The organism is Halomicrobium sp. HArcht1-1 (genome assembly GCF_058933285.1).
The window spans coordinates 700,674-716,901 of record NZ_JBZYDL010000001.1; the positions used below are offsets into that span (position 1 = coordinate 700,674).

The 16,228-nt window shown below is 67.8% G+C and carries 17 protein-coding genes; 13 read left to right on the forward strand and 4 right to left on the reverse strand.

From position 1 onward, the window contains the following. Positions 1–223: 223 nt before the first annotated feature. Positions 224–1,957, reverse strand: coding sequence for a dihydroxy-acid dehydratase (ilvD, locus tag AC5FRZ_RS03800; protein WP_372479620.1), 1,734 nt, complete (start codon positions 1,955–1,957; stop codon positions 224–226). A gap of 107 nt (positions 1,958–2,064) precedes the next feature. Between ilvD and AC5FRZ_RS03805 the strand changes: the two genes are divergently transcribed. The 4 genes from AC5FRZ_RS03805 (at position 2,065) to AC5FRZ_RS03820 (ending at position 5,590) form a co-directional block, all read left to right on the forward strand. After that, positions 2,065–3,045 (forward strand): beta-ribofuranosylaminobenzene 5'-phosphate synthase family protein, encoded by a 981-nt coding sequence (locus AC5FRZ_RS03805; protein ID WP_170093483.1) that lies wholly within the window; start codon positions 2,065–2,067, stop codon positions 3,043–3,045. Between the two features lie 69 nt (positions 3,046–3,114). Beyond that, the gene (locus AC5FRZ_RS03810) at positions 3,115–3,954 is read left to right on the forward strand and encodes an RAD55 family ATPase (RefSeq protein WP_170093484.1); all 840 of its coding nucleotides are present in this window, start codon (positions 3,115–3,117) and stop codon (positions 3,952–3,954) included. Positions 3,955–4,043: 89 nt separating this feature from the next. Next, positions 4,044–5,042, forward strand: coding sequence for a ribbon-helix-helix protein, CopG family (locus tag AC5FRZ_RS03815; protein ID WP_170093485.1), 999 nt, complete (start codon positions 4,044–4,046; stop codon positions 5,040–5,042). Next, complete coding sequence (locus tag AC5FRZ_RS03820; protein ID WP_493563902.1) at positions 5,039–5,590, forward strand: DUF8135 domain-containing protein; 552 nt, start codon at positions 5,039–5,041, stop codon at positions 5,588–5,590. Before AC5FRZ_RS03815 ends, AC5FRZ_RS03820 begins: the two co-directional genes overlap by 4 nt. 64 nt (positions 5,591–5,654) lie before the next feature. On the opposite strand, the gene AC5FRZ_RS03825 is transcribed toward AC5FRZ_RS03820, so the two are convergent. Beyond that, positions 5,655–6,575: a thiamine-phosphate synthase family protein gene (locus tag AC5FRZ_RS03825; protein WP_170093487.1), complete on the reverse strand. Its 921-nt coding sequence runs from the start codon at positions 6,573–6,575 to the stop codon at positions 5,655–5,657. A 101-nt stretch (positions 6,576–6,676) separates the two neighbouring features. Between AC5FRZ_RS03825 and tenA the strand changes: the two genes are divergently transcribed. The 6 genes from tenA (at position 6,677) to AC5FRZ_RS03855 (ending at position 11,779) form a co-directional block, all read left to right on the forward strand. Next, positions 6,677–7,342 carry a thiaminase II gene (gene tenA, locus AC5FRZ_RS03830; protein WP_170093488.1) on the forward strand — a complete coding sequence of 222 codons (666 nt, stop codon included), beginning with the start codon at positions 6,677–6,679 and terminating at the stop codon, positions 7,340–7,342. After that, positions 7,339–8,079 (forward strand): TenA family protein, encoded by a 741-nt coding sequence (locus AC5FRZ_RS03835; RefSeq protein WP_493563903.1) that lies wholly within the window; start codon positions 7,339–7,341, stop codon positions 8,077–8,079. The genes tenA and AC5FRZ_RS03835 overlap by 4 nt, the downstream gene beginning before the upstream one ends. Beyond that, complete coding sequence (locus tag AC5FRZ_RS03840) at positions 8,073–9,605, forward strand: sodium:solute symporter family transporter (RefSeq protein WP_493563904.1); 1,533 nt, start codon at positions 8,073–8,075, stop codon at positions 9,603–9,605. The genes AC5FRZ_RS03835 and AC5FRZ_RS03840 overlap by 7 nt, the downstream gene beginning before the upstream one ends. Beyond that, the gene (locus AC5FRZ_RS03845; protein ID WP_277347270.1) at positions 9,605–9,730 is read left to right on the forward strand and encodes a hypothetical protein; all 126 of its coding nucleotides are present in this window, start codon (positions 9,605–9,607) and stop codon (positions 9,728–9,730) included. The genes AC5FRZ_RS03840 and AC5FRZ_RS03845 overlap by 1 nt, the downstream gene beginning before the upstream one ends. Positions 9,731–9,905: 175 nt before the next feature. After that, entirely contained in the window at positions 9,906–11,228 is a 1,323-nt protein-coding gene (locus AC5FRZ_RS03850) for an NRAMP family divalent metal transporter (protein ID WP_493563905.1), read from the forward strand. Continuing rightward, positions 11,228–11,779, forward strand: a complete 552-nt coding sequence (locus tag AC5FRZ_RS03855; RefSeq protein WP_493563906.1) for a hypothetical protein — start codon at positions 11,228–11,230, stop codon at positions 11,777–11,779. Before AC5FRZ_RS03850 ends, AC5FRZ_RS03855 begins: the two co-directional genes overlap by 1 nt. Before the next feature lie 42 nt (positions 11,780–11,821). Here the strand turns inward: AC5FRZ_RS03855 and AC5FRZ_RS03860 are convergent, their stop codons facing one another. Next, positions 11,822–12,550 (reverse strand): hypothetical protein, encoded by a 729-nt coding sequence (locus AC5FRZ_RS03860; protein ID WP_493563907.1) that lies wholly within the window; start codon positions 12,548–12,550, stop codon positions 11,822–11,824. Positions 12,551–12,642: 92 nt separating this feature from the next. Here AC5FRZ_RS03860 and AC5FRZ_RS03865 point away from each other — a divergent pair, with 92 nt between their 5' ends. The 3 genes from AC5FRZ_RS03865 (at position 12,643) to AC5FRZ_RS03875 (ending at position 15,341) form a co-directional block, all read left to right on the forward strand. Then, the gene (locus AC5FRZ_RS03865; RefSeq protein ID WP_170093494.1) at positions 12,643–12,966 is read left to right on the forward strand and encodes a transcription factor S; all 324 of its coding nucleotides are present in this window, start codon (positions 12,643–12,645) and stop codon (positions 12,964–12,966) included. A 149-nt stretch (positions 12,967–13,115) separates the two neighbouring features. Continuing rightward, positions 13,116–14,768, forward strand: a complete 1,653-nt coding sequence (locus AC5FRZ_RS03870; protein ID WP_493563908.1) for a histidine kinase N-terminal 7TM domain-containing protein — start codon at positions 13,116–13,118, stop codon at positions 14,766–14,768. Between the two features lie 39 nt (positions 14,769–14,807). Next, complete coding sequence (locus AC5FRZ_RS03875; protein ID WP_372479611.1) at positions 14,808–15,341, forward strand: YkgJ family cysteine cluster protein; 534 nt, start codon at positions 14,808–14,810, stop codon at positions 15,339–15,341. A gap of 191 nt (positions 15,342–15,532) precedes the next feature. Here AC5FRZ_RS03875 and AC5FRZ_RS03880 read toward each other — a convergent pair whose 3' ends face one another. Then, complete coding sequence (locus AC5FRZ_RS03880) at positions 15,533–16,144, reverse strand: hypothetical protein (protein ID WP_493563909.1); 612 nt, start codon at positions 16,142–16,144, stop codon at positions 15,533–15,535. Between the last annotated feature and the right edge of the window lie 84 nt (positions 16,145–16,228).

Consider the following 16,228-nt stretch of genomic DNA (forward strand, 5'->3'; position numbering starts at 1 on the left):
TAAACTATCGTCGGCGGGAAGAGTAATTTACCGCTACAGCGGATCGCGTGGCAATCTCGCAGAACGTGGACCTCGGCATATACTTGTTGTGTAGCAATCACTTGTGCGCACGAATCGATCTCGGCCGCATCGACGGGACCACTTATACTACCGGCTGTCACTGTTTCGAGATATTCGCGACCCCGTGGTCGCGACATTCTTCACAGACTTACAACCGTCCGTATCAGTCCCACTTCGCGCCGGGATTCGTCACCGCACCGTTAGCCGCAGACCCGAAGTCAGAGTGGTACTTCGCCAGCACGCCGCTGTCGTAGTTGGGTTCGGGGTCGTGGTCTTCGAGGCGGGCCTCGATCTCCTCGTCGGTCAGGTCGACCGAGAGTTCGGTGTTGTCGATGTCGATGGTGACGGTGTCGCCGTCCTCCAGTGCGGCGATGGGGCCGCCGACGAACGCCTCGGGAGCGACGTGGCCGATCGAGAAGCCACGGGTCGCACCCGAGAAGCGGCCGTCGGTAAAGAGCGCCACGTCCTCGGCGTGGCCCTGGCCGGCGACGGCGCTCGTGACGCCAAGCATCTCGCGCATGCCGGGGCCGCCCTGTGGCCCCTCGTTGCGGATGCAGATCACGTCGCCAGACTCGACGTGGCCCTCCTGGACGTACTTCATCGCCCCCTCTTCGGCCTCGAAGACCCGGACCGGGCCCTCGTGGGTGAGGTGGTCCTCGCCGGTGATCTTGATGACAGCGCCGTCGGGCGCGAGATTGCCAGAGAGGATCCGGATCGCACCGCGCTCGTGGATCGGATCGTCGACGGTTTCGAGGAAGTCGACGTCGAGGTCCGCGATCGCGGGCGGGTCGATCTGCGCCAGTTCCTCGCCGATCGTGTTGCCGGTGACGGTCTGTGCGTCGCCGTGGAGCAGGCCGGCGTCGAGCAGTTCGCCGAGGACCACGGGGACGCCTCCGACCTCGTGGAGGTCGTTCATCACGCGCTCGCCGCCGGGCTGGAGGTCGGCGATCTTGGGCGTGCGGGCGCTGATCTCGTTGAACGTCTCGATGTCCAGCTCGATGCCCGCTTCGGCCGCGAGCGCGAGCACGTGGAGCACGGCGTTGGTCGAGCCGCCGACGGCGACCTGCAGGGCGATCGCGTTCTCGAAGGACTCGCGGGTGAGGAACTCGGAGGGACGGCGACGCTCCTGGACGGCCTCGACGGCGAGTTCGCCGGCCCGACGGGCCTCCTCGTAGCGGGACTCGTGTTCGGCCGGCGGCGAGGCCGAGCCAAGCGGCGCGAACCCGAGCGTCTCGGAGATCGACGCCATCGTGTTGGCGGTGAACATCCCGCCACAGGAGCCAGCGCCGGGGCAGGCCTGCCGTTCCATCTCGTCGAGTTCGTCCTCGCTCATGTCGCCGTCGGCGACGGCACCGACGCCCTCGAAGACGTTCTGGATGGTGATCTCGCGGCCGTCGTGTTCACCGGGCATGATCGAGCCGCCGTAGAGGAAGACGCTGGGCAGGTCCGTCCGGATCGAGGCCATCATCATGCCGGGCATGTTCTTGTCACAGCCCCCGATGGTGACCAGACCGTCCATGCGCTCGCCGAAGGAGACGAGTTCGACGGAGTCAGCGATTACTTCCCGGGAGATCAGCGACGCCTTCATCCCCTCGGTCCCCATCGAGATGGCGTCGGAAATCGTGATCGTGCCGAACTCGATGGGCATCCCCTCGGTCTCGTCGATGCCCTCGTAGGCGGCCTCGGCGACGTCGTCCAGGTGGACGTTACAGGGCGTGATGTCGGCCGCCGGGTTGGCGACGCCGATCATCGGCGAGGACAGGTCTTCGTCGTCGTACCCCATCGCGCGGAACATCGCGCGGTGCGGGGCTCGATCGGTCCCCTCCGTGACCTCCGAACTCCGGAGGTCCGGATCCTTCCCCTCGTCTGCGTCGGGCTCTCGCTCCTGCTTGCTCATGCTCCCGAGTCGTCGTCGGGGGACCTTAAGCGCACGGACTACTGTGTTCGTTCTTCTCACGCGCTCCGGAGCCCCACCTTCATTTCGCGGGAGCCGAAAGGGGCGGTATGGTCACGGTGACGACGGCGGCGCGACTCCACTTCGGCTTCCAGAACCTCGCGCTGGCCAACGAACGGTTGTACGGCGGGGTGGGGGTCGCCCTCGACGCACCCCAACTCGTCCTCGACGCCCAGCCCGCCGACGAGATCGACTGCGACGACGGCGAGGCCGAATCGTACGTCCGGCGAGCGGTCGCGACGCTTGGCGTCGAAGGGGCTCGCGTCTCGGTCCGCGAGCGGTTGCCACGCCACGTCGGCTTCGGCAGCGGGACACAGCTCGCGCTGGCGGCAGCCGTCGCCGTCGCGCGGGCCCACGAGATGGAGGTTGACCCCCGCGAGCTCGCCCCCGACCTCGGCCGCGGGGGGCGCAGCGGCGTCGGCGTCGCGGCCTTCGAGGACGGCGGATTCGTCGTCGACGGTGGCCACCCGACGGAGCGCTTTACCTCCGAGCCGCCCGCCAACGGCGACTGGACGGTCCCGCCGGTGATCGCACGCCACGAGCTCCCCGACGACTGGCGGTTCGTACTGGTCGTGCCCGACGCGGAGCCGGGAGCCAGCGGGGCCGAGGAGGACCGCCACATGCGCCAGGCCGTCGAGCGGGCCGATCCCGGTATCGCCGACGACGTGGCCGCGACGCTGACCCGGACGCTCCTGCCGGCCGCCGCGGAGGGTGACCACCGGCGGTTCGGGACCGCCGCAGCCCGAGTCGGACGGCTCAACGGAGCCTGGTACGCCGACGAACAGGGCGGGGTCTACCGCCCGCCGGCCGGCCGGATCGTCGAGCGACTGGCCCAGCAGCCGACCATCGCCGGTGCCGGCCAGTCCTCGTGGGGACCGGCGGTGTGGGGGCTGACGACGCGTGGCGACGTGGAGGCAGCCAGGACGGGCGTCGAGATGGCCCTGAGCGACCTCTCGGTCGACGCCGACGTACTGGTCGCCAGCCCACGCAACGAGGGCGCGACGGTCGAGGACGGGCCGACGCTGGGCTGACGCCCTCGGATAATCGTTCGCGATAACTGCGGCCGAAGCGTTAAGCGACGCCACGGGTCACTGGGCGGTATGGACCGCATCCCGTTCGGCGTTCGCCAGCTCGACACCACCATCAAGGGGGGTGCTCCGAGGGGCAGCGTCGTCCTGGTCTCGGGCGAGTCCGGTGCCGGATCGCGGGAGTTCATGTACACGAGCGCGCTCATCAACGGGCTCGCGGCCGGCGACAGCGACGAGCTGTACGACCTCTACTACGGGTCGCCCACGGCCGACGCCGTCGATCCCGACGGCGTCCACTACATCTCGTTTACCGCTTCGAAGGAGGATCTGGTCGACGAGATGCGCCTGGCGATGGACGACGAGATCGTCGAGAACGGCGCAGATGCCATCCAGTTTCACGAGCTGACAGAGCGGTACTTCCACGTCAGTCCGGTGCCCCGCGACTGGTACGCCGACGCCACCGAGAGCATCACCGATCTGCGCAAGCGTCACGAGCGCCAGGGGCTGCTAGAGGCACTGGGAAGCAAGCTCAGCGAGATCGCGCCGAACAACCTCGTCGTCATCGACTCGCTGTCCGATCTCGTCGGGGCGATCGGCGACGACATGGAGTGGTCGGACATCAGCTACCTCGTCCAGGGGCTCACCAAGGCCGCGAACCACTGGAACGGACTCATTCTGGTCCACCTGAACCACGAGACAGTGTCCTCGACGCGGTACGCCCAGCTGACCGACGCGACGACCGGTGCGATGCGCTTCGAGTGGGAGTCCGGCGGCTCGACGCGGGCACGGACGCTCGTCGTCTCGCAGTTCCGGGGCGTCCTCTCGCAGATCGAAGACGAGAACATCGTCCGTTTCGAGACCGAGATCGGCGACAGCGGCTTCGACATCAGTGACGTGCGCAAGATCCGGTAGCGACGGCGGCCAGCGGGTGTCGTATCCGCCTATCAGCGCCTGAAATCGGCGGCAAACGCTTAACTGTCTGGTTCCGAAACCGGTCCACAATGGCGAGTGAGTCGCGTGAAGAGCAGTCTGTCTCGGTCGATCTCTCCGACGAGCTCGACGAGTGGCTCGACCAGCAAGCCGAGCGCACCGACACGGAGCGGTCGGCGATCGTCAGACAGCTCCTGGAGACCTATCACGCGACAGAGACGCTCGACGAGACGGCCATCGAGGATATCCAGGCCACCGTCGAGGAGACCGTCACCGCCGAGGCGACGAAGGCGACGCGGGCGATGGTCGCCGACCGACTGGAGTCCGAGCTTCCGGCCCAGATCGAGGCGGAACTCGACGAGCGCGTCGAGCGAGCGGTCGAGTCGACCCTCGACGATCGACTGGCAGCGGCCGTCGAGCGGGCGATCGGGGACGAACTGCCCACCATCGCCGACGCCGTCGAGAGCCGACTCGACGAACAGCGCTCGACGACGATCGACGAGGTCGGGGCACAGGTCCAGCAACTCGACGCGGAGTTTCAGGAGAAGCTCGACGACGTCCGCCAGCGGGTCGTCCAGGTGAAAAAAGAGGCCGACGCCAAGGCACCGGCCGAGCACACCCACGAGGCCTTCGAGCGGTTCGACGAACTCGACGGCGAGATCGAGACGGTGGAGACCGATCTGGGGGCCGTTCGGGACGACCTCGAAGACCTCGACGGACGCGTCGACGAGACCGACGAACGCCTCGACGACGTGGTCGAACGCCTCGACGACGCCGAAGACAAGCTCAAGCGGGTGGCGTGGGTCGTCAGCGACCTTCGCGACGAGACACAGGGGAAAGACAGCCACGAGCGGGCCGTCGCCCGGATCAAACGCGCCGCCGCACAGGAGGGGCTCACGACGGCCCGCTGTGAGAACTGCAGCGAGTCGGTCGAGATCGCACTGCTGACCGACCCGGAGTGTCCCCACTGTCACGCTGCGGTCTCGGACGTGCGCCCCGAGGGCGGGATCTTCAGGACGAAAGCGCGGCTCGTGACGGCGTCGGAGCTGGAGGCCGGTGACGAGACGTGAGCGACGACGATCCCTTCGAACGGCTCGACGATATCGAGCGGGAGGGCGATCCCTTCGAGCGGTTGGACAACGAAGCCACGGCCGGCGACTCCGACGACTCCGGGGACGAGCCCGGCGATTCCGCTGGCGCGCGCGAGAGCAGTGACGAATCCACGCCGGCAGACGATCCCTTCGCCGCGTTCGACCGCGACGACGCGGCGACGGCCGACCGGGAGGACCCGGCGGTCGATCCGTTCGCGGACGTGCCCGACCGCGACGGCGACCCCTTCGGCGACGGCGAGAGCGCCTTCGAGCAGGTCGACGTGGGCGAGATCGACGCCGACGCCGTCTGGGAGTCGATCGACGAGGATGGAGCGCCCGAGGTGCCCGAAGCGAGCCGATACGCCGAGGTGTCGAAACACGCCTACTGCGAGCAGTGTCCGTTCTTCTCCGAACCACCGGAGGCCCACTGTACCCACGAGACCGCCGAGATCATCGAGTACCTCGACATGGACCGGGTCCGGCTACTCGACTGTCCGGTCGTCGCCGAGCGCGAAGACCTGGAGTGACGCTGGACCCCCGCAGCGATCGCCGGTGTCGGTGGTGGTCCACAGACGGGCGGCCACGGCCTATCTACGCGGCGTCGGTGACCAGCTCGACGGCCAGCTGTGCCGCCGACTCGGCGGTCTCGCCGAGCACGTACGTGATCGGCTCGATCCCGAACGCTCCCTCGTGGTAGACGACCCGTGGCACGTCGCCCTGTCGCTCGAACTGTTCGCGGAGCCGCTCGGCGCGGTCGTCGTAGTCGGCGTCGAACTGTAACGGCTCGATGCCGCGTTCGCGAGCGGCCGAAAGCAGCGCGTCGTCGGTCGCGAGGTTGAGTGCCCCTCCGATCGACGGATCGACGGCCCGAGCCGCGAGGATCACCGTCGAGACGTTGCTTGAGGCACCGAACTCCGGTTCGGAGGGGACCTCGACCCGGCCCCGCATCGCGTGGATGCGGCCCGGAATCGCCGCCACGTCGGTCAGGTCAGTCGCCTCGGGGAGTGCCGTCCCGACGTTCGTGCCGACGTTGGGGATCGCCGCCGCCATCCCGTCGGCCGTCGACAGGAGCCGGGCGGCTCGCCGGACGGTCGCCAGCGTCTCGCGTTCGGTCGCCAGTGCGGGATCGTCGCCGCGGACACAGAGGTCACAGCCAAGTCCCTGCAGGGCCGGCATCGCGTCCTCGTGGAGCGTACAGATCGGGCCGCGATCCTCGAACGCGGCGATCAGGTCCAGCAACTCGGCCAGTGCGTCGTAGCCGTCCATCGATCCACTCGCCAGCCCGGCGGCGATCTCCTCGACGGTCGCCTGTGTCCGGGGATCGCCCGCGACTGGTCCCGTTCGGTCGAGGTCGCCGTCTAGATACGTACTCACCGCGGCCTGGGTCACGCCGAGGTGGTCGGCGACGGCCTGCTGTGTCAATCCCTCGTCGGCGAGTTCGCGTGCGAGCATCGTACGGACCTGCGGGAGGACCTCCTCGACGACGATCTCGCTCGGCAAGACCAGCGACATACCCGGGGTTCGATCCACCCCGACAAAAGTCGTGTGGGGTCGCCCGGAATAACTGGCTAATATCGGTAGATTATAAGACCGCGAACCGAGGAGACATACGCATGACTGGGACCGACGAACTGGCGACGATCGGCGAGCCGATCTGGGAGGCGATCCTCGACCACCCGATGGTGCGACGACTCGGTGCGGGCACGCTCGACGAGGAGCCGTTTCGCTACTGGGTCCGGCAGGACTATCGCTACCTGATCGACTACGCGCGGGTGTTCGCCCACGGGGCGGCGACGGCACCGACCCTCGACCGGATGGGCACCTTCGCGGAACTGCTCGACGAGACGATCAACACCGAGATGGATCTCCACCGGGCGTACGCCGCCGAGTTCGGCATCAGCGAGGCGGAACTCGAAGCGACCGAACCGTCGCCGACGACCCGGGCCTACACCGACTTTCTCGTTCGGACGGCCGCGACGGGCACCTTCGGGGACCTCGTCGCCGCACTGCTACCCTGTATGTGGGGGTTCAACGTCACCGGCAAACGACTGGCCCAGCGGGGGCGGCCCGACGACGAGCGCTACGCCGAGTGGATCGACACCTACGCGGGCGAGGAGTTCACCGAACTGACAGAGTGGTGCAAAGAGTGCATGGACGACGTGTGGGCACGGGCCGGCGAGCGCGAGCGCGACCGCTACCGCGACCTGTTCCGAACGTCGGCCCGGTTCGAGTACCGCTTCTGGGACGCCGCCTGGCGACAGGAGGAGTGGGACGTATGAGCGACACCGTCCCCGGGGACTTCGCCGCCTACGCCGACGAGCAGGACACGGCTCGCTTCACCGACTGGTGCCGCCAGCGAGCCGAGCCCGACTGGACCGCCGCCGTCGAGCACCCCTTCACGGTGGGGTTCCGCGACGGGACCATCGAGGACGCGGCCGTCCGGCGCTATCTCGTCCAGGACTACGCCTTCCTCGATTCGCTGGTGGGGGCGATCGGGCACGCGCTGGGCGACGCGCCGTCGATGGCGGCCAAGCGTCGACTCGCCGACTTCCTCGGGACGCTGACCGACGAGGAGAACGACTACTTCGAGCGCTCGTTCGACGCACTCGACGTGTCCGAAGGCGAGCGCACCGATCCCGACCTGACCCCGACTACGCGGGCCTTCCAGGACCTGCTGGGCCGGGCGGCCCGCGAGGGCGGCTACGCGGAGACGCTGGCCGTCCTCGTCCCCGCAGAGTGGATCTATCGCGAGTGGGCCGGCCGCGAGAACGCCGCTCCGGACCGGTTCTACCTCGCCGAGTGGATCGCTCTCCACGACAATCCCGCGTTCGACGAGACCGTCGCGTGGCTGCGGCGCGAACTGGATCGAGCGGGAGCGGCGGCCCCACCGGCCCGCCAGGGGCGACTCGCCCGGCTGTTCGAGCGGACCGTCGAACTGGAGGTGGCCTTCTTCGACGCGGCGATGGCCGACGAGCGACCGGCAGCGGTGACGGACGGCGGTGATCGGCAGTGGTGACGACGACGCTCGCGCTCGGGCTGACCGTCGCGACGCTGGTCTGCTTTACCGCCGTCGGCCTGTGGTTCTCCCGCGGATCGGTCGGGAGCGTCGAGGACTTGCTGACCGCCCGCGGCTCGGCCGGCCGCGGCCGCATGACTGCGACGCTGGTCGCCTCCGTGATGGGCGTCTGGATCCTGCTGTCGGCACCGGAAGCGGGCGCGAGCTTCGGGATCGCCGCCGTCGTCGGCTACGCCATCGGCGAGGCCGTCCCGATGCTGGCCTACGCGAAGATCGGGCCGCGGCTCCGAGCGCTCGTCCCTAACGGCCACTCGCTGACCGAGTACGCCCACGCCCGTTACGGCTCGGCGATGTACGCGTTCGTTCTGCTGGTGAGCGGACTCTACATGTTCGTGTTCGTGGCAGCCGAACTCACGGGCATCGCCAGCGCACTCTCGCTGGTGGCCGGCGTCCCGCAGTGGCAGACCGCAGTGCTGGTCGGCGGGTTCGTCCTGCTGTACACGAGCTACGGCGGACTCCGGGCCTCGATCCTGACCGACACCGTGCAGGCCCTGCTGGTGCTCCCGCTGCTGGTGCTCGCGCTGGGCGGTGCGGTGTGGGCGCTGGGCGGAGCGGGGACGATCCACGCCAACGTCGTCGCGACGAACCCGTCGCTGCTCGATCCGGGCTACGTCCCCGGCCTCACCTTCGGACTCGCGCTGTCGTTCGCTATCTTCGGGGCGGAACTCATCAATCAGACCTGGTGGCAGCGGATCTACGCGGCCGAAGACGACGCCACCGTCGGTCACAGCTTCAAGATCGCCAGTCTCACAAACGGTGCGATCATCTTCCTCGCGGCCCTGTTCGGTCTGGTCGCGGCCGGCAACGCCGACGTGGTGACGGACGTGACCAGCTCCGGGTACAACGCCGACGTGGCCTTCTTCGTCCTCTTGGAGTCGGCCTTCCCCGAGTGGCTCGTGCTCGCGGTCGTCCTGCTCGCGCTGTTGCTCGTGATGAGTTCGGTCGACTCGCTGTTCAACGCGCTGGCGAGCGTGGTCACCGCGGACCTGCCTCGCCTGCTCGACGATCCGGACGACCGGACGCTGCGGCTGGGTGCCCGCCTGCTCACCGTCGGCGTGGCCGTCGGAGCCGTCTACGTCAGCCTGCGAGCCCGGAGCGTCCTCCGACTCTTCTTCCTCGCCGACCTGCTGGGTGCCGCCGTCGCGGTGCCGCTGGTCTATGGTCTGTTCTCCGAGCGACTTACGGGGCTCGGCGCGCTGGCCAGTAGCCTCGGCGGTCTCGCGGTCGGGCTGACCTTCTTCCCCGACTTCAGCGGACTCGTCCGTTCGATCCCGGTCGTGGGCGGGCTCCTGCCGGCCCCCGACCCGCTGTACCTGCTGGCCTTCGGCGGCGCGGTCGTCGTCTCGTCGCTCCTGACCGTCGTCGCCGCCCGGCTGTCGGCCCCGACGTACGACCACGACCGGCTGGGCGAGGAGATCAGATCGCTCGACGACGCCGCGGGGGAACGCCCGGAGGTGGGCGACTGATGGCCGTCATCGGTGCGACGGCCTTCGCCGTCATCCTGTGGGGGGCACTCCTCGCCGTCGCTGCCGTGTTCTGCTACGAGTGTTACACCGTCGCGGCCGAGGTCGGGCTGCTAGCCCGGGACTGATACTACCGGCTGTCACTGTTGCAAGCGATTCGCGACCACGGGGTCGCGAAATCATTCACAGATTTACAGCCGGCAGTACGTGACGGCGTATCGTCGCCGTCCGGCCGACCGTACACCACCCGATGGTACAACTGGGTTCAGCAGACTTTTACGTCGGTACGTGTAGGTGGTGGCAATGAGCAACGAGACGACCGAACTGTCGGGATTCGGGCGTGGGACAGTCCGTTCGTACATCGACGAGATGGGTCCGGCCTGGGTCGCCGGTGCGATCGCCGCCGGCCCGGCGACGATGGGGAGCCTGCTGTCGGCGGGGGCCGGCTTCGGCTACACGCTGCTGTGGGTCGTGATCGTCTCTGCGGGGGCGGGCGCGCTCTCGCAGTTCCTGGCGATGCGACTGGGCCTGCTGACCGAGCGTGGCATCGTCGCCGTCGTCGAGGACGCGCTCGGTGAGAGCTGGGCGTGGCTGCTCGTGGCCGACGCGGTACTGGCCTCCGGTGTCGCACAGCTGGTGATCATGAAGACCGTCGCCGGGGTTTCGGCGACGATGACCGGGATCGACGCCGGGATCTGGGGCGTAATCTGGGGGCTCGTCCTCGCCGTCGGACTGGCCGGGCGGGGCTATCGCTTCCTCGAACTCGCTGCGAAGGTACTGGTGTCGCTGGTGGTCCTGGCCTTCGTCGCCTCGCTGTTCGTCGTCCCGATCGACGCCGGTGCGGCCGCGGCCGGACTCGTTCCGTCCCTGCCCGCCGGAAGCGCGGTGATGGCGGCCGGCATCGTCGGCGGGGCCGTCCACATCACGCTCATCACGATGCACTCCTACACGATGCGGGCCCGCGGGTGGACCGAGCGAGACAGCGACCTGGCGACGTTCGACATCGGCGCGTCGATGCTGCTCGTCTTCGGGCTGTACAGCCTGGCGATCTTCCTGGTCGCCGCGAGCGTCCTCACGTCGACGGATCTGACGACGATCGGCGCGGCACAGGCGCTCGGTCCGATCGCGGGGGACAGCGCCCAGTGGCTCTTCCTCGTCGGCCTGGCCGGCGCGGCCGTCTCGACGCTCGGCGCGAACACGATCGTCCCGCCCTTCCTGATCGCCGACAAGTTCGACTGGGACACCGACGTGAGCGACGCCCGCTACCGGGCGCTGCTGGTCGCTGTCGCGCTGCTGTCGATCCCCGGCGCTTTCATCCCCGGCAACGTGCTCGGACAGCTGGTGTTGATCCTGGCGGTCGGCACGCTCGGGACGCCCTTCGCGATCGCGATCGTCCTCTACCTGCTCAACACCGACACGGTCTCGCGACAGAACTCGACGGCGACCAACCTCGGCGGCGTCGCGCTGCTTGCCGTCACCGGCGTGCTCGCGGCGAACTTCGTCCGCGAACAGGTGGCTGCCGGCGTCGGCCCGCTCTCCGGGTTCGTCGTGGCGTTCGGCGCGGCGATCGCGCTGGCGACGCTCGTCCTCGGGGGCAAGTACGTCCGCGAGGAACTGCTGGCCTGATGGCAGTCGAGACCGGGCGGACCCTGATCGTCGGACCCGCCAACGTCGGCAAGACGACGGCGACCGGGGAGCTGCTGGAGCAGTGGTGTTCTGAGCACGGCACCGACGGCGTCGTCGCACTCGATTTCGCCCCCGAGGTCGAACGCGACGGCCGGATTCTGGGCGGTCGCCTCGACCGCGTGACGGCGCTCCCAGCGGCGGTCGACTACCGCGTTCTCGACGCACACGCACCGCGCTCGGAGGGGGCCGACGACGAGGCGGCGCTGGCGCTGGCCCGGGACAACGCCGACCGCGCCAGAGCGCTGCTCGCGGACGCTCCCGACGATCCGACGGCGGTGTTCGTCAACGACGCCACCATCCCGTTCCAGGCCGACGGCGACATCGGACCGCTGTGTAAGTACTGCGAGACGGCCCAGCTGGTCGTCGCCAACGCCTTCGAGAGCGACGAACTCGGCACCGACGATCCCGTGTCGAGACACGAACGGACCGCACTGGCGGCACTGCGCGAGTGGGCCGATCGGATCGTGACACTGGACGAACCACGCGGGTGAGAGCCCCATCGGGACGGCGCTCTCCCGTCCAGCTGCGCCCGGTCAGTCCTCTTCGCCGGGCGTTTCGAGGACGAACTCCCACTCGTCGCCGATGTTCGGGTAGTGGGCTGCGAACTCGACGACCTTTTCGCGCCCCTCGCCGACGAACACCGTCTTCTCGTCGAACGTCGTCCGTTCCGCTGCTCTCGACTGGAGGCGTACGGTGACCTCTCTCGGGGACCCGTCGTTCCGTATCCGGACGGTTCGGGTCGCGATGTCGGCCGTGAAGTAGTAGCCGTCGGCGTCGCTGGGTGGCTCGCCGGTCACTTCGACCGTCCGGCGTTCGTCGGCGTCGAAGAACACGGTTTTCTGTCGGTGCTCGCGGAAGCCGGCGGCGATACGCCCGAGTCGCGAGTCGGGGATCTCGTCTTCGTCCGCCGACGTTCCCTCCGGGAGCCACCACATCGTCACCCGGATGTCCCCCGCGACGCCGGTGTTCTGGAGCGTGAGTTCGAAGGTGTCGGCACCAGACGCGTCCGGGACGTGGTCAGACGAGACGATGCGGGGTTCGGTGTGGTCGACGGCGACGATCTCCATCGACGCGTCCCTCTCATCGGAGACCGTCCCGAGGTCGTCCATGTCGATCCCCTCGACGGGCGTCTCGGTCGCCGTCTCCGTCTGTGCGGCTTCTGCGGCGTCGTCGCCCACCTTCGCACCCGTCTTTGCCAGCTTCGAACAGCCAGCCAAGGCGGAGAGACCGAGCGTCGCGACGAGCGACCGTCTGGTTACCATGTGCGCTCCTCATTTTCGATCGCAAAAAGCACCGGGGTCACGGCACCGAATACGAGTCTATATCCGTTCGAAGCGAGAACTGAGGCGGTACAATGCAGTTCTGCGACGACTGCGGTTCGATGATGCACGCGGACGGCGACGAGATGGTCTGCAAGTCCTGTGGCAGTCGCGTCCAGAAGGACGCCGAGCGGGCCGCCGAGTTCGTGAGCACCGCCGCACAGAGCGACGACGACGTGATCGAGACCGAGGAGGGCGCGAACTTCGAGGGCAAGCCGACTGCCGAGGACGTGACCTGCGCGGACTGTGGCCACGGTAAGGCCTGGTACACGATCAAACAGACCGGCTCGGCCGACGAGCCGCCGACGCGCTTTTTCAAGTGCCAGGACTGTGGGAACCGCTGGCGCGAGTACAACTGATCTGTCGGCTGGCGCTGTTTCGCGGTGCTCCCGACGCGACGGATCGCGGCGACACACGTCCCAGACGACCACCTCGGCCGGCAGTTATTAGTTCCTGATATTGGGACCGCGGCTATTTATCCGCAAGCAGACTAGCACCGAACGACCGAATGTCAGCACTACTGGGGTTCTCGATGCAGGCTGTCTACGGCGTTTTCTTCCTGGTTGCTGCACTCGCCTGTCTCGGGAGTATCGCCAGAGCCCGGGCCGTCGACGATCGAGACACCCGGCACGGACTGATCGGACTGTTGCTCACCTCGGGACTGTGGGCGCTGACGTATCTGGGCATCATCTACAGTCCCACGACGACGCTCAAGGAGGCGTGGTACACCGTCGGCCTCGTCGTCGGCTTCGGGACGGTCTTCGCGTGGCTGTACTTCTGCTCGGCCTACACCGACCGGACCTACCACGAGAGCCGGGCGACGCAACTCGTCGGGCTCGGGCTGTACGCCTTCGTCGTGGGGATCAAACTCACCAATCCCCTCCACGAACGGTACTTCACGGCTCGAATCGTGCAGGAGCCGTTCACGCACCTCGCGATCCAGCACGGAACGGTCCACTGGCTGGCGACCGGGCTGGCGTACGTCCTCGCGGCCGTCGGCCTGTTCATGCTGTTCGAGGCCTTCGCCAACGCGGGGTACGACACGCGGTCGCTGGGCGGGCTGACCGCGCTGACGGCGCTGCCGATCGCGCTGGATCTGGTGGCCTTCGAGTCGACGGCGCTGATCGACATCATCTACGCGCCCCTGGGGGTCGCCGCCTTCGCCGTCGGCGTGCTGTTCGTCGCTCGCGACCGGTTCCTCGCGGTCCAGCTGACTGGCAACATCCCGGAGCCGGTCGTCTTCCTCGACGAGGACAACCGGATCAGGGAGTACAACGACGCCGCGGCCCGGCTCTTTCCGACGCTGTCGGGGACGCGCGGTCAGTCGGTCACGGCGGCGCTCCCGATGGACCAGGACCTCTCGGGCCAGGAGATCGTCGCCGTCGAGGGCGAGGAGACGCAGTACTTTCTGGTCAACGCGAGTCCGCTGACCAGCGTCCAGTCGAACATCTGCCGGATGCTCGTGTTCGTCGACGTGACCAGGCTGGAGCGCCAGCGCCAGGAACTCGAACGCCACAACGAACAGCTGGAGGACTTCTCTGCGGGGATCAGACACGAACTGCTCAACTCGCTGCAGGTCGTCGGCGGCCAGGTCTCGGCGGCGGGTACGGCACTGGAAGCGGGCAACGTCGGGCAGGCTCGCGAGACGCTGTCGACGGTCTCGCGGCGCGCCCGCGAGATGGAGACCGTCGTCGACGGACTGTCGACGCTGGCTCGCCACGGCCAGACTGTCGACGAACTGGAACCGATCCGTCTGGACGACGTCGTCGCCGACGCTCGCGACGCGGCCCGGCCGGACGGGGTCGCTGTCGACGTTCCGCCAGCGACGACTATCGAGGCCGATCGCACGCGGCTCCACGAACTGTTCGTCAGCATCTTCCAGTTCCTCTCGCACAACGGCGGCACGGACGCACGCGTCGCGATCCGACCGGACGGGTTCGTCGTCGAGACCGACTGGGTCCCACCAGAGGAACTGGCCGACGACGAGCTGTTCGAGTACTCCGGAGGGTTGACCGACACGAAGACTGGGCTCACGCTGCCGAAAGTGCGAACGCTGGTGCGAGTCCAGGGCTGGGAGGTGGCCCTGGAGCGGATGGACGAGGGCTCGCGGATCGTCGTGTCCGGCGCGCGCGTCCACGAAGACGCGCCCTCGTCGTCCTGAGCCGTCGCCCTTTTGCTCGCCGGCCGCCAAGAGCTGGCAGTGTCGACCCAGCCCACGACAGTCGAGGTCTACCCCGGCAAGGAGGCCGTGATCGACTTCGACCCCGCGCTGACCTTCGAGTGCGTCGAGGAGTGTACGTGGTGCTGTCACCACGGCGTCCTCCTGTACGAGAAGGACCTCATGGAGCTGGCCGCCCGCGAGAACCTCAACGAGTCGACGACCCAGTTCCGCGGGCAGGACTTCGTCCGTCAGGAGCACAAAGACCGCGAGGACCACGTCGACGAACAGGGCCAGGCCTGCTTTTTCCTGCGCGAGGACGGCCTCTGTGCGCTGCACGACGAACACGACTGGAAGCCCGCCCGCTGTTCGGTGTTCCCGCTCCACGTCACCGTCGAGGAGGGTGACGCGACCGCCCGCGAGGGCGGGGACATGCACGTCTCGATCCGCGACACCGCCCACGAGCACTGCGAGGGGCTGAACGTCTCCGAGCGCCGGGTGATCGAGCACCTCGACGGATTCTTACCCGAGCTGCTCTGGGAACTGGACGACCCCGAGACCTACCGGGAGCTGTGAACGTGCGGTTCTCATACTGCCGGCTGTCACTTCGTGACGAGCTTCGCCACCCCGCGGTGGCGAAATCGGTCACAGATGTACAGCCGGCAGTATCAAGATACTCTCCAGGCCCCAGAACACATCTGCGTGGCCTGTCGTGTATCGATCGGTCGTTCCCTCGTGGACGATGTGCCGGTGATCTTTTAACACGGTCACTGCTCGCTCGTCTCCCCGACTCCACAGACTTCCGTGAGTGGTGTTCCGAACGCTGTCGAACGCTTGTCGAGATTTCTGTGGTCGGTCGGTGTCGGCGACTGTCTCTTCGGGTGTCGGAGTCTCCGAAGCCGCTTCGACGCCGCCCACCGAGTACTGGATTTCCCCGTAGTGTGGCCAGAGGAACAGGGGATGAGCGAGCAAGCCGACGCCGAGCACGACGAGGACCGTTGCGAGCACGACAGTCGGAGGTCGTTCCAGCCCTCGTCGGTCAGCAGGCGCGTCGCGACGTTGGTGACGGCGGGCGAGAACATATACAGCGTCGGCAGGAGCATGGTCGCGAGGGTGACTCCCGGGAGGAGCTCAGGACTCGATTCGAGGCCGCCGGTCGCGTAGAGGACGCCGCCCACGAGTCCGGAGAGGGCCAACGCGATGTCGGTGAACGTTCCGATGTGGCGACGATCAGGGTCAGATATCCGCGCCATACACGAACCGTCGTAGAGACGCGTGACATAATCAGTGGCGCACCCGGGATCCCCTGCGAGCGAGGTCCAGACGTGACGGAGTGGATCCCGGTGTCCGGTCATGACGGAGGCGTCCGACGTCGGCACGCTTCTCTGTCGGGAGAGACGAGGCAACTCGCTGGACTACCTGGACGATTCGAAAGAATTCGACTTCAATAAGACATCTAACTC

What these genes read in the sequence shown, in the direction of transcription:
- AC5FRZ_RS03855 (WP_493563906.1), top strand. Translation starts at nt 11,228, where the DNA reads ATGGCAGTCGAGACCGGGCGGACCCTGATCGTCGGACCCGCCAACGTC.
- AC5FRZ_RS03850 (WP_493563905.1), top strand. Translation starts at nt 9,906, where the DNA reads ATGAGCAACGAGACGACCGAACTGTCGGGATTCGGGCGTGGGACAGTC.
- AC5FRZ_RS03810 (WP_170093484.1), top strand. Translation starts at nt 3,115, where the DNA reads ATGGACCGCATCCCGTTCGGCGTTCGCCAGCTCGACACCACCATCAAG.
- AC5FRZ_RS03845 (WP_277347270.1), top strand. Translation starts at nt 9,605, where the DNA reads ATGGCCGTCATCGGTGCGACGGCCTTCGCCGTCATCCTGTGGGGGGCA.
- tenA (WP_170093488.1), top strand. Translation starts at nt 6,677, where the DNA reads ATGACTGGGACCGACGAACTGGCGACGATCGGCGAGCCGATCTGGGAG.
- AC5FRZ_RS03815 (WP_170093485.1), top strand. Translation starts at nt 4,044, where the DNA reads ATGGCGAGTGAGTCGCGTGAAGAGCAGTCTGTCTCGGTCGATCTCTCC.
- AC5FRZ_RS03860 (WP_493563907.1), bottom strand. Translation starts at nt 12,550, where the DNA reads ATGGTAACCAGACGGTCGCTCGTCGCGACGCTCGGTCTCTCCGCCTTG.
- AC5FRZ_RS03870 (WP_493563908.1), top strand. Translation starts at nt 13,116, where the DNA reads ATGTCAGCACTACTGGGGTTCTCGATGCAGGCTGTCTACGGCGTTTTC.
- AC5FRZ_RS03835 (WP_493563903.1), top strand. Translation starts at nt 7,339, where the DNA reads ATGAGCGACACCGTCCCCGGGGACTTCGCCGCCTACGCCGACGAGCAG.
- AC5FRZ_RS03825 (WP_170093487.1), bottom strand. Translation starts at nt 6,575, where the DNA reads ATGTCGCTGGTCTTGCCGAGCGAGATCGTCGTCGAGGAGGTCCTCCCG.
- AC5FRZ_RS03865 (WP_170093494.1), top strand. Translation starts at nt 12,643, where the DNA reads ATGCAGTTCTGCGACGACTGCGGTTCGATGATGCACGCGGACGGCGAC.
- AC5FRZ_RS03805 (WP_170093483.1), top strand. Translation starts at nt 2,065, where the DNA reads ATGGTCACGGTGACGACGGCGGCGCGACTCCACTTCGGCTTCCAGAAC.
- ilvD (WP_372479620.1), bottom strand. Translation starts at nt 1,957, where the DNA reads ATGAGCAAGCAGGAGCGAGAGCCCGACGCAGACGAGGGGAAGGATCCG.